Origin of the sequence: Actinocrinis sp. (assembly GCF_035653575.1) — a bacterium.
Lineage (GTDB): Bacteria > Actinomycetota > Actinomycetes > Streptomycetales > Catenulisporaceae > Actinocrinis.
On the sequence record NZ_DASRBQ010000181.1, the window covers coordinates 80351 to 94242 of the forward strand.

The window sequence follows — 13892 nt, forward strand, 5'->3', positions numbered from 1 at the left end:
CTAGTCCTGGCAGGCAAACGATCAAGATCCCTGACGACGCCCCGGTTTCGGTGTCTAGCAAGACCCGAATGCCGGGCGCGCCTAGGCCTGGCTCCATTCGGAGGCCAATAGCCCGAGGATGACTTCGTCCAGGAATTCCCCGTTGGCCCACGCTGCACTGCGCAGGGTGCCTTCGCGTACGAATCCGGCCCGTGTCGCTGCCCGAATCATCGCTGTGTTATCGGCCAAGGTCTCAAGCTGCAGCCGATGCAGACCGCGCACCCTGAAGCCGTACTGGCAGAGAACGCGCACCACATCGGTTCCCAAGCCATGACCGCGAAAGGACGGGCGCAGCGACAGGCCGAGGTGGGCCGTCCTGTTGTGCAGGTCGATGCCCCACAAGAGTGCCGAGCCCGCTAACTCTTCATCGGCGAGCCGCACCACGGAGAAGCGCGCGACGTCGTCGGCAGGGCCGGACACCGCGAACGGCGACTCGGATCCGGGGGCGATCGGACGCCACGCACGGGAACCGGCCCTCGACTGGGTCAACACATCGTCGTAGAGCTCGACGTGCAGGACGGGAACGTCAGCCTCAAGCCGGGCGCGCAGCCCGACCTTTTCACCACGCAGCATGTCCCAGTTCTTATCTGCTGCGGACAAGCGCGATCAAGCGAGTTTCTTGGCTGAAGTTGACCGGGTGGCAGGCCCGATTTGTGATCATGGTTGACGGCTGAAACGGCTCGTCACGCGCGGATGCAGCCGTCCCACGGGATGTGTCGGACAGGCGTGGTGCTGCGTCCGCGAGGCTTGGCGAACACCGACAGGGTAATGCGCAACTCGGATCTGATGTTCGTGGGCTAACATTCCGGCTGACGTGGATGCGTCGCCCGGGACTGTCGGAACTATAGGGCTATGCGGACTGTAGGGACTGCGGGCTCCGCTCATCGGCGGGAAGCTGCACCGTGACGCGGAGGCCGCCGGCGGCACGTGGCGTGACGGTGAGAGTTCCGTCGTGTGCCTCGGTGATGCTCTTCACGATTGCCAGGCCGAGGCCGACACCTGCCTGGTCGGCGTGTATGCGGTCGGTGCCGCGCTGGAACGGTTCGGTCAGCGTCGAGACCAGTTGTGGGCTGAGTTCCTCGCCGGTGTTCTCGACCGTGAGCGCCACCGTCTTCGGCAGCACGCTCGTCGTGATCCAGACCGTGCCCCGGTCGGGCAGGTTGTGGACGATCGCGTTGTGCACGAGGTTCGTCGTCATCTGCTGCAGGAGCGCCTCCGAGCCGCGGGCCGGAGCGATGTCACCGGAAGTCTCGATGGTGAGGCCGCGTTTTTCGGCGAGGGGGAGGAGCGTTTCCGCGGCTTCCTCGGCGATGAGGGACAGGTCGACGCGCTCTCGGCTGAAGGAGCGCTGGTCGGCGCGGCTGAGCAGCAGCAACGCTTCGGTCAGCTCGATCGCGCGGGAGTTGACGGCGCGCAGGCGTTCGACGAGCGCGTCGGCGTCGCGGTTCGGGTCGTTGCGGGCGACGTCGAGCAGGCTCTGCGTGATGGCCAGTGGAGTGCGCAGTTCGTGCGAGGCGTTGGCCGCGAATCTCTGCTGCGCGGCGACGTGCGCTTCGAGCAGCGCGAGCATGGCGTCGAAGGCGTCGGCGAGCTCCCGGAACTCATCGCGGCGGCCGGGTAGCCCGATGCGGTGGGAGAGGGATCCGGTCGCGGCCATCCGCGTCGCGTGCGCGATCCGGGTGAGCGGTGCCAGCATACGGCCGGCCAGGAACCATCCTCCGACCAGGCCGAACACGAGGAGAAAGGCCAGCGCGACGGCTGCGGCCGGGGCGAAGCCGTTCAGGACGTCGTCGCGATTGAGCCCGGCGATGATCACGACGCCGGCCCTGTTCCGGCTGGCAAGCGCCTGCTGGACGGCCCTGGGGTCGATGGTCGGCAGCCACCGCAGCACGAATATCCACATGACGGCCAGCAGGAGGGTGCTGGCGAGGAGGAGGAAGCCGGCGTAGCTGAGGGTGAGTTTGAGCCGGGCGCTGAGCCCTGGGCGTCTATTCATGAGTGCCACCAGGGCGGGTTGTGTCTGTACCGGTGTCGATGCGGTAACCGACACCGGCCACGGTAGCGATGATCGACGGTTCGCCCAGTCGTTTGCGTAGGGCTGAGACCGTGATGCGCACAGCGTTGGTAAGCGGATCTGCGTTCTCATCCCACGCCCGTTCCAGTAGCGTCTCGGCGCTGATCACGCCGCCTTCGGCAGCGACGAGAACCTCGAGCACGGCGAACTGCTTGCGGGTGAGCGCGACGTACCGGCCGTCGCGATAGACCTCCCGGCGGAACGGATCCAGTCGCAGGCCGGCTATCTCTCGTACCGGTGGCCGGTTGTAGGCGCGCCTGCGGTCGAGTGCCCTGATGCGGAGCACGAGCTCGCGCAGTTCGAACGGCTTCGTCAGGTAGTCGTCGGCGCCGAGCTCGAAGCCGGAGGCCTTGTCGTCGAGCCGGTCCGCAGCGGTGAGCATCAGAATCGGCGTACCGCTACCGGAGGCGACGATGCGTTCGGCGATCTCGTCCCCGGAGGGGCCGGGGATGTCGCGGTCGAGGACGGCGATGTCGTAGGCGTTGACGCTCAGCAGTTCCAGCGCGGTATCGCCGTCGCCGGCGATGTCGGCCGCGATCGCTTCCAGGCGCAGGCCATCGCGGATGGCTTCCGCCATGTCGGGCTCGTCCTCAACGACCAACACGCGCATGCTCTCGATGATCTCAGCTGGAGCATATTGTCGGCATATCGAAAACCGCATACGTGCTGGCAACACCGCGCTGCCTTGACTTGACGCGTGACCTACAGCGAACCGGCACGAACAGCGGACCTCCCCACCCGAACACCTTCGCGCTCGTTCTCATCGGCCGCGTCCGAGCAGCGTCGGGAGCGTGGCGCGGCGGGCGGTGCCGTCCCGAAAACGGGAATCACGATTTACGGTTGCGAGCCGGATGAAGCCGTTTTGTTCCGGCAGTTGGCACCTCGCTTCGGCGTGGTACCGACGATTGAGGCGGCGCCGGTATCTCACGGCAACGTAGAGTTGGCATTGGGGAATCGATGCATCAGCATCGGCCACAAAACCCAAGTCGCCAACCCCGTTCTGGTTGCGCTCAGCCGGGCCGGCGTGGAGTACATCTCCACAAGGAGCATCGGCTACAACCATATCGACGTGGAATACGCGGAGAGTGTCGGCATCTGTGTCGAGAATGTCGCGTACTCGCCCGACAGCGTCGCGGACTACACGCTGATGCTCATGCTGATGGTGCTGCGGAACGCGAAATCCACCATCAGGCGCGCTGGCGTTCACGACTATCGGCTTAACGAAGCGCGCGGGAAAGAGCTACGTGACCTGGCCGTCGGGGTGGTTGGAACCGGGCGCATCGGTGCAGCAGTTATCGACAGATTACGAGGCTTCGGCTGTCGCATATTAGCGTGTGACAGCTGCCCGCAAGTGGATGCGGACTACTTCCCTCTCGATGAACTGCTGCGGTTGAGCGATGTTATCACGCTTCATACGCCGCTTAATGCGGACACGCATCACTTGATAAATCGACGGCGTATCGAGCGGATGAAGCGCGGCGCGATCGTCGTCAACACGGGGCGCGGTGCACTCATCGATACTGACGCTCTGGTCGAGGCGCTGGAAAGCGGTCAACTGGGCGGGGCGGCCTTGGACGTCATCGAGGGGGAGGAGGGCATATTTTACGCCGACTGCGGCGGCAAGCGTATCGAAAGTAAACGCTTGTTGCTGCTGCAGGAAATGCCGAACGTGCTCATCAGCCCGCACACCGCGTATTACACGGACCACGCTCTGGCTGACACCGTGGAAAACTCCATCATCAACTGCCTGGAATTCGAAAGCGGGAAGCGGCATGGATAGGTTGAGGGTCGGGATCATATTCGGGGGCTGTTCCGAGGAGCACCCCATCTCTGTCAAGTCCGCGCAGGAGGTGGCGAAGAGCCTCGACCTCGAAAAGTACGAACCGTTCTACCTCGGGATCACGAAGACCGGGGCCTGGAGGCTCTGCGAGGGCCCCAACGCGAACTGGGAGAACGGTGACAGCCGTCCCGCCGTGCTGTCACCGGACCGAAGCGTGCGCGGGTTGATCGTTCTGGAGAGCGAGAGGTTCGAGACGATCGGCCTCGATGTCGTATTGCCCGTCCTGCACGGCAAACTCGGCGAGGACGGCGCGATTCAGGGTCTGCTGGAGCTCTCCGGCATTCCCTACGTGGGCTGCGACATCCAGAGTTCCGCATTGTGCATGGACAAATCCCTTACCTACCGTGTCGCTCGCAGCGCAGGAATCGCCACGCCGAACTTCTGGACGGTCGCGGCGAACGAGAAACCCGAAGCCGACCAGCTCACCTATCCGGTCTTCGTGAAGCCGGCCCGATCGGGGTCCTCCTTCGGCGTCAGCAAGGTGTCGCGGGAAGAGGAACTGGCAAGCGCGGTGCAGGACGCTCGGCAGTACGACTCGAAGGTGCTGATCGAGGAGGCCGTGGTCGGCAGCGAGGTCGGATGCGCCATCTTGGGAAACAACGCGGACCTGATCGCCGGCGAGGTGGATCGCATCGCGCTGTCCCACGGCTTCTTCAAGATCCACCAGGAGCGCGATCCCGAACGCGGCTCCGAGAACTCGACGCCGATCGTTCCGGCCGACATTTCCGCGGAAGCGCGCTCGCTGGTCCAGGAGACGGCAAAGACCGTATATCGGGTGTTGGGCTGCCGAGGGCTCTCGCGGGTGGACATGTTCCTGAAGGACAACGGGGACGTGGTGCTCAACGAGGTCAATACGCTCCCCGGAATGACCTCGTACAGCCGTTACCCGAGGATGATGGCGGCCGCCGGGCTGCCGCTCGCCGAAGTGATCGATCAGTTGGTGTCGCTGACATTGACGGGATACCGGCGATGAAGGACGACTTCGTCTTCGTGGACGAGCTCATACCAGGCCTGCGATGGGACGCCAAGTACGCCACGTGGGACAACTTCACCGGCAAACCGGTGGACGGATACCTGGCGAACAGAATAGTCGGCACGACGGCTTTATGCCTGGCGCTGGAGCGGGCCCGAGAAAAAGCCGAATCGCTCGGCTTCGGCCTGCTGCTCTGGGACGGTTACCGCCCACAATGCGCCGTGGACTGCTTCCTGCGCTGGTCACAACAGCCGGAGGACGGCCGCACCAAGCTACGGCACTATCCGAACATCGACAGACCCGAGATGTTCGAAAAGGGCTACGTGGCCACCAAGTCAGGCCACAGCCGAGGCAGCACAGTCGACCTGACGCTCTATCACCTGGCTACGGGTGAGCTCGCGGCTATGGGCGGCGGCCATGACCTGATGGATCCGATCTCACACCACGGAGCGCAGGGCATCACGCCCGTCGAGGCCAGAAACCGGCGGCACCTTCGCACCATCATGGAGGGCGCCGGATTCAGCGCGTACGAGCGTGAGTGGTGGCACTACACGCTGCGCCACGAACCCTATCCGGACACCTATTTCGACTTCCCCATCACGTAGGCCGCGGGCCGCCTTCGGGCGCGGACGAATCCGCGCGATCGCGTGACCTTCGGCCCCTGCCATGCACGCGTGGCGCGGCGAAAGTGGTCGGGGTGGCGCCCGCAGCTCGCGTGGGCGCCACCCTGACGAGCGAGGAGCCCAAGGTGGCCAAGGCGTATTTAGTGGGAGGCGGCATCGCGGCGCTCTCCGCCGCCGCCTTCCTGATCCGTGACGGCGCCGGTCTACGAGGGCCAGCACGACCCGCGCGTGCTCGCCCGCGCACTCGACACCCTGCATCGCAGGTAGCAGCTGCGCAGTGAGTAGCCACGAAGTTCGTAGCTGCGCAGGCATCGACATCTACGGCCATTGCTGCTGCTACTGCGACGCATAAACCGGTGGGCCGCCGAAGTACTCTTCGGCGGCCCACCGGCGGTTTGATGTGTGTGCGAGGCGCTCATCACGCCGTCGCGGCGGCGTACGGGTGCTGCGGGGACGGGGGCGCCGGTGTCTCACCGCAACCAGCGTTCTGGCGTGAACCATTTCGTCCCGCGGCGCAACAGGGAAGCGATGGACGAGGACGAGCAGCTGATCGCGCGGATTCGCGCGGGCGAGGACGCGGCGTTGCGGGAACTGGTGTTCCGGCACACGCCGTGGCTCGGCGCGCGGCTGCGTGCCGTGCTTTGTCCCGCGGACGCCGAGGACGTGCTGCAGGAGACCTTCCTGGCCGTCTGGCGCGGCGCCTCCGGCTATCGCTTCGAAGGCGAGGTCGGCGGCTGGCTGTGGGGGATCGCCCGGCGGCAGGCGGCGCTGTTTCTACGCCGGCGGGGTCCGGCCGAGTTGCTCGCCGTGCCGGCGGAGTCGCTCGCCGCCGCGGCTGAGGCCGGCCGTTCGCACGGTACCGCACCGGACCTGGCGCAGGCGGCGGTCGTGCGGGCGGAGCTGGCTGAGGCGGTGCTCGCCCTGGGTCCGGAAGGAAGCGCGGATCGGGAGGTGTGGCAGCTGATGTACGTCGAGGACCGGCCGGTCGCGGAGGTCGCCCGGATGCTCGGTGTTCCGCCTGGCACCGTCAAGAGCCGGGCTCATCGGGTGCGGCGTGTTCTTCGCAGGGCGCTGAGCGGTGAAGGCTCGGACGCGCACCTACCCGCGCATGAGAACGGACGCGGCAGAGGTGAGCGATGAGACCGGCGACGAATGCCCGCGCAGGCAGCGGCGACGAGATCGACCCGCGCCGCGTCTGGCTGGGGGTCGCCGGCGAGCTGTGGCGACGCGAACCGAGCCACGTGGAGCGGCTGGCGTCGCGGCTGCTGCGGTCGGCGGGTTTGGCGCGGGCGCTGGTGATCACCCCGTCGCTGATGCTCTCCTGGCTGGTCGCGAGCCTGGTGGTGATCACGGTGGGCGCCGTCGCGACGGCGGCGACCGGCACGCCCTTCGTGGCGCTCTTCGCCCCGCCGGTCGCCGCCTGCGGCATCGCCTTCGCCTACGGACCCGGGATCGATCCGGCCTGGGAGCTGGCACGCAGCACGGCGGTGGACGATCGCCTGGTGCTGCTGGTGCGCGCCCTGGTCGTCTTCGCTCTCAATGCCCTGATTGGCGTGCTCGCCACGCTGGCGTCATCCGCGGCGCGCTCCGGGCTAACGGCGGGGGCGGGGAGCGGGGGCGCTCAGGCGGTCGGGTCTGTCACATACGGGTGGCTGCTGCCGATGACAGCGATCTGCCTGCTCTCGCTCGCCACCAGTGCCCTGCTCGGCTCCTCGAGCGCGGGCCTGGTCGCCGGCCTCGGCGGTTGGGCATTGGCCGTGGTCGGCGGGCGGGCCGCGGACGGCGCGTTCACGGCCGCCGTCACCGATCCCGGGTGGCGCCTGGTCTACCTGTCCATGGCCCTGTGTTGTGGCGCGGGCGCGGTCTTCGCGCTGCGTGGTGTGAGAGGACCTCGATGAACGTCGATATCAAGGACGTGACCCGCAAGTTCGGGTCCGCGCAGGCGGTCGCAGGTGTCAGCTGGGTGGCCGGGGCTGGTGTGCACGGGCTGCTCGGGCCGAACGGCGCGGGCAAGACGACGTTGCTGCGCATGATGGCCACGGTCATCGGGCCGACTTCGGGCACCCTGCGGCTGCTGGACCGCGATCCCGGCGCGCACCCGCAATGCCGCGAAATCCGCCGCCGCCTCGGCTACCTACCGCAGAACCTCGGCTACTACCCCGGGTTCACCATCGCGGAGTTCGTCGAGTACTTCGCGCTGCTTAAGGACATGCCGCCGAACCGAGTGCCGGCCGCGGTCGCCAGCGCGATCGAGCAGGTGGGACTCGGTGACAAGGCCAGGGCGAAGCTGCGCACCCTCTCCGGCGGGATGCTGCGGCGGGTCGGAATCGCGCAGGCGATCGTCAACGACCCCCACCTGCTGCTGCTCGACGAGCCCACCGCGGGACTGGACCCGGAGCAGCGGGTGGCGTTCCGCACGATGCTGCGCGAGATCGGTGAGCGCGCCACGGTGGTGATCAGCACGCACCTGGTCGAGGATGTCGCGGCCGCGTGCAGCGAGGTCGTGCTGATGAACGCGGGACGGCTCGTCTTCCGCGGAACGCCGCGGGACTTGGTGGCCCGCGGCGCGAGCGTCGTCGGCGACGGCGGCAGCGGAGACTCTCCGCTCGAACGCGGTTACGCCGCGGTACTAGCGGAGGCCCGGCGATGACCATGTCCGACGCCGTCATCGTGCCGGCCGGCCCGTCCGGCGCGGGCCGCCCGCCGACCGAGCCGATCAGGATCCTGCTGCGCCTGACGCTGCTGGAGCTGCGGCGCAGCCCGATGCCGCTGATGCTGCCGCTGGTCGCCGCGCTGTTCTGGTTCGACGCGCTGCGCACCGGCGAGAACCTGCCGGCGATCTGGGCGCAGCGCGCCTCGATCCTGCCGAACCATGTGCTGCCCGACGTCGGGCCGATCGCCGCCGGGATGGCCGCATGGGCCGGCGGCCGTGAACAGCGCCGCGGCACGGGCGACCTGGCCACCTCCACCGCGCGCCCGCGCTGGCTGCGCCACCTGGCCTCGTGGGGCGGCGCGCTTGGCTGGACACTGCTGGCCTACGCCGCGTGCGCCACCGCGATCTATCTGCTCGCCGCGCGCGTCGTGCTGTGGGGCGGACCGCCCGTCTGGCCGATCACAGTCACCGGTATGGCCGTCGCGGCGTTCTGCACCACAGGGTTCGTCGCCGGCGTCCTGCTGCCCAGCAGATTCACCCCGCCGCTCGCGGCGCTCGGCACGCTGTTCGTCTCGATCCTGGTCTTCCAAAGCGCACTGTCCGCGGACCACGGGGTGACGCTGCTCTCGCCGAACAACACCGTCCCCCCGCTGGACTGGGGAATCTTCCATCCGGTTCCCCCGGACCTGTTCATCGTCCAGACCATCTTCTTCGCCGGACTCGTCCTCCTCCTGCTCGGCGCCCTCGGCTTGATCGGCAGCGGGCATCGCCTGCGCACCGCGATCGCGGTCGCCCTCGCCGGAGTAGCAGCGTGCGTGGCCGGCCTCGCCCTGGCCTCCACCGCAACCCGCGGCGGCGACGGGTACGAGGTTTCCGCCCTGCACGACGCAGCGAGCGACAAAGCCATCGCCTACACACCGGACTGCACGCAGGACTCTGCGATCCCCGTGTGTGTCCACCCGGCCTTCGCCACGGACCTTTCTGGCGCCTCGGCCGCCTTCGCCCCGCTGCTCGCCGAGGTGGCCGGACTGCCCGGGGCGCCGACACGAGTGACCCAGATCGACCTTGCCGACCTGCCACAGCTCACCGATGCCCGCGACCGGCGCGCATACGGTCAATTCGGCGCCTGGTCGACCCTCGTGACCGGCTCGAACGGCGCAGCGGTGCTCGAGTACGGGTTCGGAGACCCGAACGCGTTCACCGAGGCGGACACGGTCGGCTACCTGCGCAGCCAGGCAGCGCAAGTGGTCATCGGCCATGTGATCGCCCCGCATGAAAGCCCTGATCCAGCGCAGTTGGCGGTGGAGCTGGCGCTGATCCGGCGGGCCGGTGCGACAGTCGATGCCTCCGGCGCAGCACCCGACCAAGCCGTTACGGCCGCGGCCGAGCGCTTCGCCGCCCTCTCACCGGCGCAAGCGCACGCCTGGCTCGCCGCGCATCTCGACCAGCTGCGTGCCGGACAGATCACGCCCCAGGAGCTTCCGTGAACACGCTGATACACGACGAGTCGGTCGTGCCGCTCGCCGGGCGTGACGCGAGATCATCCCTCGCCCGCCTTCTGCGCTTGCACCTGGCGAGCAGACGGGTGCCGGCGGCCCTTCTCGCGCTCGCGGCCTGCGCGCCGCTGTTGCAGTGGGCCGTGCGCAGCTCGTTGAGTCAAACCAGTCTCTCCGGCGCGAGGACCTCGGCGCAGCAACTCAGCCTTCTGCTCGAGGCGGCCACCGCGGCGATCGTCAGTGCCGCGCTGCACGGACCCTTTGGCGAAGCGGAACGGATCGCTGGCCGTCGGCTGCCTTTGCTGCGGCTCGCGACCGCGCTGCTGCTGACGGTGGCGGCCCTGGCCGTCGTTTACGTCGGGGTGCTCGGCACGGCGATGCCGGCGGGCGAGCTCTCCGCGCTGCGCGACACGGCCGGACTCGTCGGGATCGGCATACTGAGCACGGTTCTCGTCGGCGGCCACTTCGCTTGGATCGGCCCGGTGTCCTACTGGGTCCTCGGTGCGTACGCGCTCACCGAGAATTGGCACACTCCCTGGACGTGGCCCGGCCGACCCGGCGGCGACCTCGGCGCCGACCTGTGCGCATCCGCGGTTTTCGCAGCGGCCCTGCTCGCCATCACCCTCGCCGGTCCCGGGAGACAGGGCGTCTCCGGCTCCTGAAGACCGTCGTCGGGGTCTTTGACCAGCCCCCGGTAAAGTGATATCACTTTATGCATGCGCGCGGAGACGCCACCCGCCGGACCGGCACTGGTCGTGGAGAACCTGACCAAACGCTTTGGTGAACGCACTGCGTTCCAGGACGTGTCCTTCAGCGTCGAGTACGGCGAGGTGTTCGGTTTCCTCGGGCCCAACGGCGCCGGCAAGACCACCACGGTGCGCACCCTCGGCACCCTGATCGTGCCCAGCTCCGGCACGGCGCGGGTCGCCGGGCTGCCCCTGAACGCCGACAACGGCGTCGCGATCCGCAGCCGGATCGCGGTCATGCCCGAAGCCCCCGGCCTTTACCTGCGGCTGAGCGTCGCGGAGAACCTCGCCTACTTCGCCGGCCTCTACGAGCTGCCCGACCGCCAGGCCCGCATCGAGCGCGCCCTCAAGGCGGTGGGCCTGCAGAACCGGGCCGACGACCTGTGCCGCTCGCTGTCCAAGGGGCTGCGCCAGCGCGTTGGACTCGCCCGCGCGCTGCTGACCGAGCCTCAGGTGCTCTTCCTCGACGAACCCACCTCCGGCCTCGATCCGGTGGCGGCGCGCGAGGTGCACGACCTGATCGCCGCGCTCCGCGAGCAGGGTGTGACGATCTTCCTGACCACGCACCGGCTGGCCGAGGCCGAGCGGCTGTGCGACCGAGTCGGCATCATGAACACCACCCTGCGCACCATCGGACGCCCCGATGAGCTGCGGGAGCGACTTTTCAGCAAGAGCCTTGAGATTCGCACGCGCGCACCGCTGGCGGACCCCGCGGCGGTGTTCGGCGGCCTGCCCGGCACGGATGGCTGGCATCAGGACGAGAACGGGGCTTACCTGCTGACCGTCACCGACCCCGAGCAGGCCGCGCCCGCGGCGGCACGCGCGCTGGTCGCGGCCGGCGCCGACCTGCTCGCGCTCAGCCCCATTCAGCACTCCCTCGAAGACGTCTACCTCCAGCTGATCGACACCGACGTGGAGGCGGAGAAGCGATGATGACCTTTCGGCTGAGCACCACCCGGATCCGCGCCGTGATCGTCAAGGAGCTGCGCGACTACCGGCGCAACCGCTTCATCGCCTACACCATGGCGATCATGCCGGTCCTGTTCTCGATCGCGCCTATCGTCGTGATCTTCACGCTGCCCGCCGACGTGCCCGCGGCCAAACTCGACAAGGGGATCGGGCTCTCCCTGCTCTACCTCACCCTCATCCCGGCGCTGGTGCCCGCGGTCGTCTCCTCCTACGCCGTCGTCGGGGAACGCGAGCAGGGCACCCTCGAACCCGTGCTGACCACCCCGCTGCGGCGCGAGGAACTGCTTCTCGGCAAGGCCCTGGCCGCCTACCTGCCCACGCTCGTCATCTCGTACGTGATGTACGGCCTCTTCCTCGCCTTCGCCGGGCTGTTCGCCCATCCCAACGTCGCGGACGACATCTTCCAGTCCGGCCGCATCCTCGCCCAGCTGCTGTTCACCCCGCTGCTGGCCGCCTGGTCCATCTGGGCCGGCATCGCGATCTCCACCCGCACCAGCGACGTACGGGTCTCCCAGCAACTCAGCACACTGGTCAGCCTGCCGCCCCTGGCCGTCACGGCGCTGATGGGCTTCGGCGTCATCACGCCCACCCTCAGGCTCGCGCTGCTGCTCGGCGCGGCCCTGCTCGCCATCGACCTGGCGGCCTGGAGGCTGGTCTCCGCGATGTTCGACCGGGAACGACTGATCACCGGGTCCAAGGCCTGAAGGAGGATTCCATGACCGCGACCCTCCGTGTGGAACGCAGCATGCCGATGGGGACGATGGCGGTGGTCGACCGCAGCCGCCCATGGCAGATTCTGCTCGACGGCCGAGTCGTCGGGACGATCGAGCGCGACGGGGTGTTCGAGACCGGCGTCGAACCGGGCGCCCACACCCTCCAGCTCACCTCGACCGGCTCGCGCCGCAGCCCGGAACGCTCCTTCACCGCTGCCGAGAACACCGTCACCGAGTTCGCCTGTCACTCCCAGCCGATCTGGCCGCTGATGCTCATGGCGCTCGTCGTTCCCGGCCGCTGGATCGCGCTGAAACAGCGCTGAGCCGCCCGGCGGCGGCACGAGCCGGACCCGGCCGAATCTCAACGGCGACCCGGCGCGGCGCCCTGGATCTTCCGCCGCCGCCGCTCGATGCGGTAGGACGGACCGCATGGGGAATCTTCGTTTCGGGATCAAGGTAAGCCAGGGCGTCACGATCGACGTGCTCAAGCGCGTGTGGCAGATCGCCGACGAGGCCGGCTTCGACCACTGCTGGAACATGGACCACTTCGCCAGCCTCGGGTCCGAGGACACGCTGGACATCTTCGAGGCGTGGACGATGCTCGCCGGCATGGCGTCGCTGACCAAGCGGGTACGCATCGGGTGCTCGGTCACCGGCAACACGTACCGGCACCCCGGCGTGCTGGCCAAGATGGCGGTGACCGTGGACCACCTCTCCGGCGGGCGGCTCGAGTTCGGCATCGGCGCGGGATGGGCCGAGAACGAGCACACCATGCTCGGGCTGCCCTTCGGCACCGTGGCGGACCGGGCGGACCGGCTCGAGGAGACGCTGCAGATCATCACCTCGCTGTGGAGCGAGCCGACCACGACGTTCCACGGCAAGCACTACCAGCTCGAAGGTGCGGTCGCCGAGCCGAAGCCGGTGCAGCGGCCGCATCCCCCGATCTGGATCGGCGGCAGCGGGCCGAAGCGCACGCTGCGCATGGCCGCGCAGTACGCGGACGTGTGGAACGCGGCCGGCGGCGCGCCCGCGGCCGTCGCCGAGTCTTCGGCGATCCTCGACCGCCACTGCGCCGACCTCGGCCGCGATCCGGCGCAGATCCGCCGCTCCGTGCAGATCCGGTTCTCCGGCGACGCCGACGGCCTGCTGCGCACCGTCGAGGACTTCGCCCGGATCGGCATCACCGAACCGCTGCTGATCGTCAACGGCCCGGAGCACGTCGCCCAAGCCGAACAGCTGGCCGAGCTGCTGCCGCGGCTGCGCTCCATCGACGCCGCATGACCGCGCCGCCCGCGTCCTCCCCACTCAGCCGGAGGGCCGGGCGCGGGCGGAAAAGGTCGTGGCGCCGGCCAGGAGGATGAGGGCGGGCAGGACGAGCAGGCCGAGGCGCAGGTCAGCGGTTTGGGCGAGTGCCCCGGCGGTGAGCGGACCGGTGATCTGGCCGATGCCGGCGACCGTGAGGATCTGGCCCAGCGCCTGATCGGCCGAGCGGCCGCTGGCGGCGACGTGCAGGGAGGAGGCCAGCGGGAAGGTGCCGCCGATCCCGATGCCGGCGACCGCGAGGCCGAGCATCGCCACCGCGGTGTCGTGCGCGGCGAGCAGGATCGGGCAGCCCGCGAGGGCCGCGGCGAGCGAGAGCCGCAGCACGATCGTCGTGCGCCGTCGCGACGCGTTCGAGTGGATGGCCTGAATGCCGGCCATCATGCCGCCGATGGAGTAGGCGACCTGATGCAGCGCACCGACAAGGTAGGAAGTGTGCTCGGTCT

General features: G+C 68.5%; 16 protein-coding genes and 1 pseudogene. 13 read left to right on the forward strand and 4 right to left on the reverse strand.

The annotated features are described in order from the left end of the window. Positions 1 to 81: 81 nt before the first annotated feature. The 3 genes from VFA06_RS24895 to VFA06_RS24905 form a co-directional block, all read right to left on the reverse strand. On the reverse strand, positions 82 to 612 hold the full coding sequence (locus VFA06_RS24895; RefSeq protein WP_349260346.1) for a GNAT family protein: 531 nt from the start codon (positions 610 to 612) through the stop codon (positions 82 to 84). 277 nt (positions 613 to 889) lie between these two features. Continuing rightward, positions 890 to 2035 carry a HAMP domain-containing sensor histidine kinase gene (locus VFA06_RS24900; protein WP_324843146.1) on the reverse strand — a complete coding sequence of 382 codons (1146 nt, stop codon included), beginning with the start codon at positions 2033 to 2035 and terminating at the stop codon, positions 890 to 892. Then, the gene (locus VFA06_RS24905) at positions 2028 to 2723 is read right to left on the reverse strand and encodes a response regulator transcription factor (protein ID WP_324843159.1); all 696 of its coding nucleotides are present in this window, start codon (positions 2721 to 2723) and stop codon (positions 2028 to 2030) included. The genes VFA06_RS24900 and VFA06_RS24905 overlap by 8 nt, the downstream gene beginning before the upstream one ends. Positions 2724 to 2939: 216 nt before the next feature. Between VFA06_RS24905 and VFA06_RS24910 the strand changes: the two genes are divergently transcribed. The 13 genes and pseudogenes from VFA06_RS24910 to VFA06_RS24965 all read left to right on the forward strand — a co-directional run bounded on the left by VFA06_RS24910 (position 2940) and on the right by VFA06_RS24965 (position 13407). Continuing rightward, positions 2940 to 3893 carry a D-isomer specific 2-hydroxyacid dehydrogenase family protein gene (locus VFA06_RS24910; RefSeq protein ID WP_324843160.1) on the forward strand — a complete coding sequence of 318 codons (954 nt, stop codon included), beginning with the start codon at positions 2940 to 2942 and terminating at the stop codon, positions 3891 to 3893. After that, complete coding sequence (vanA, locus tag VFA06_RS24915; protein ID WP_324843147.1) at positions 3886 to 4926, forward strand: D-alanine--(R)-lactate ligase; 1041 nt, start codon at positions 3886 to 3888, stop codon at positions 4924 to 4926. The genes VFA06_RS24910 and vanA overlap by 8 nt, the downstream gene beginning before the upstream one ends. Beyond that, entirely contained in the window at positions 4923 to 5531 is a 609-nt protein-coding gene (gene vanX / locus VFA06_RS24920; protein ID WP_324843148.1) for a D-Ala-D-Ala dipeptidase VanX, read from the forward strand. The genes vanA and vanX overlap by 4 nt, the downstream gene beginning before the upstream one ends. A 143-nt stretch (positions 5532 to 5674) precedes the next feature. Next, a pseudogene (locus VFA06_RS26180) lies at positions 5675 to 5746 on the forward strand (oleate hydratase); the annotation flags it as partial. 295 nt (positions 5747 to 6041) lie between these two features. Next, the gene (locus tag VFA06_RS24925) at positions 6042 to 6689 is read left to right on the forward strand and encodes an RNA polymerase sigma factor (protein WP_324843149.1); all 648 of its coding nucleotides are present in this window, start codon (positions 6042 to 6044) and stop codon (positions 6687 to 6689) included. Beyond that, the gene (locus tag VFA06_RS24930; RefSeq protein WP_324843150.1) at positions 6686 to 7447 is read left to right on the forward strand and encodes a hypothetical protein; all 762 of its coding nucleotides are present in this window, start codon (positions 6686 to 6688) and stop codon (positions 7445 to 7447) included. Before VFA06_RS24925 ends, VFA06_RS24930 begins: the two co-directional genes overlap by 4 nt. Further along, a complete protein-coding gene (locus tag VFA06_RS24935) occupies positions 7444 to 8199 on the forward strand; it encodes an ABC transporter ATP-binding protein (protein ID WP_324843151.1) in 756 nt (251 codons plus the stop codon). The genes VFA06_RS24930 and VFA06_RS24935 overlap by 4 nt, the downstream gene beginning before the upstream one ends. Beyond that, positions 8196 to 9689 carry a hypothetical protein gene (locus VFA06_RS24940; protein ID WP_324843152.1) on the forward strand — a complete coding sequence of 498 codons (1494 nt, stop codon included), beginning with the start codon at positions 8196 to 8198 and terminating at the stop codon, positions 9687 to 9689. The genes VFA06_RS24935 and VFA06_RS24940 overlap by 4 nt, the downstream gene beginning before the upstream one ends. Continuing rightward, the gene (locus VFA06_RS24945) at positions 9686 to 10360 is read left to right on the forward strand and encodes a hypothetical protein (RefSeq protein ID WP_324843153.1); all 675 of its coding nucleotides are present in this window, start codon (positions 9686 to 9688) and stop codon (positions 10358 to 10360) included. The genes VFA06_RS24940 and VFA06_RS24945 overlap by 4 nt, the downstream gene beginning before the upstream one ends. Before the next feature lie 54 nt (positions 10361 to 10414). Next, a complete protein-coding gene (locus tag VFA06_RS24950) occupies positions 10415 to 11377 on the forward strand; it encodes an ABC transporter ATP-binding protein (protein ID WP_324843154.1) in 963 nt (320 codons plus the stop codon). Next, on the forward strand, positions 11374 to 12117 hold the full coding sequence (locus VFA06_RS24955; protein ID WP_324843155.1) for an ABC transporter permease: 744 nt from the start codon (positions 11374 to 11376) through the stop codon (positions 12115 to 12117). Before VFA06_RS24950 ends, VFA06_RS24955 begins: the two co-directional genes overlap by 4 nt. Before the next feature lie 11 nt (positions 12118 to 12128). Beyond that, a complete protein-coding gene (locus VFA06_RS24960; RefSeq protein WP_324843156.1) occupies positions 12129 to 12449 on the forward strand; it encodes a hypothetical protein in 321 nt (106 codons plus the stop codon). A gap of 106 nt (positions 12450 to 12555) precedes the next feature. Beyond that, a complete protein-coding gene (locus tag VFA06_RS24965; RefSeq protein ID WP_324843157.1) occupies positions 12556 to 13407 on the forward strand; it encodes an LLM class F420-dependent oxidoreductase in 852 nt (283 codons plus the stop codon). Between the two features lie 24 nt (positions 13408 to 13431). Here the strand turns inward: VFA06_RS24965 and VFA06_RS24970 are convergent. Next, positions 13432 to 13892, reverse strand: a 461-nt coding sequence (locus VFA06_RS24970; RefSeq protein WP_324843158.1) for a hypothetical protein, incomplete at its 5' end; no start/stop codon positions are given.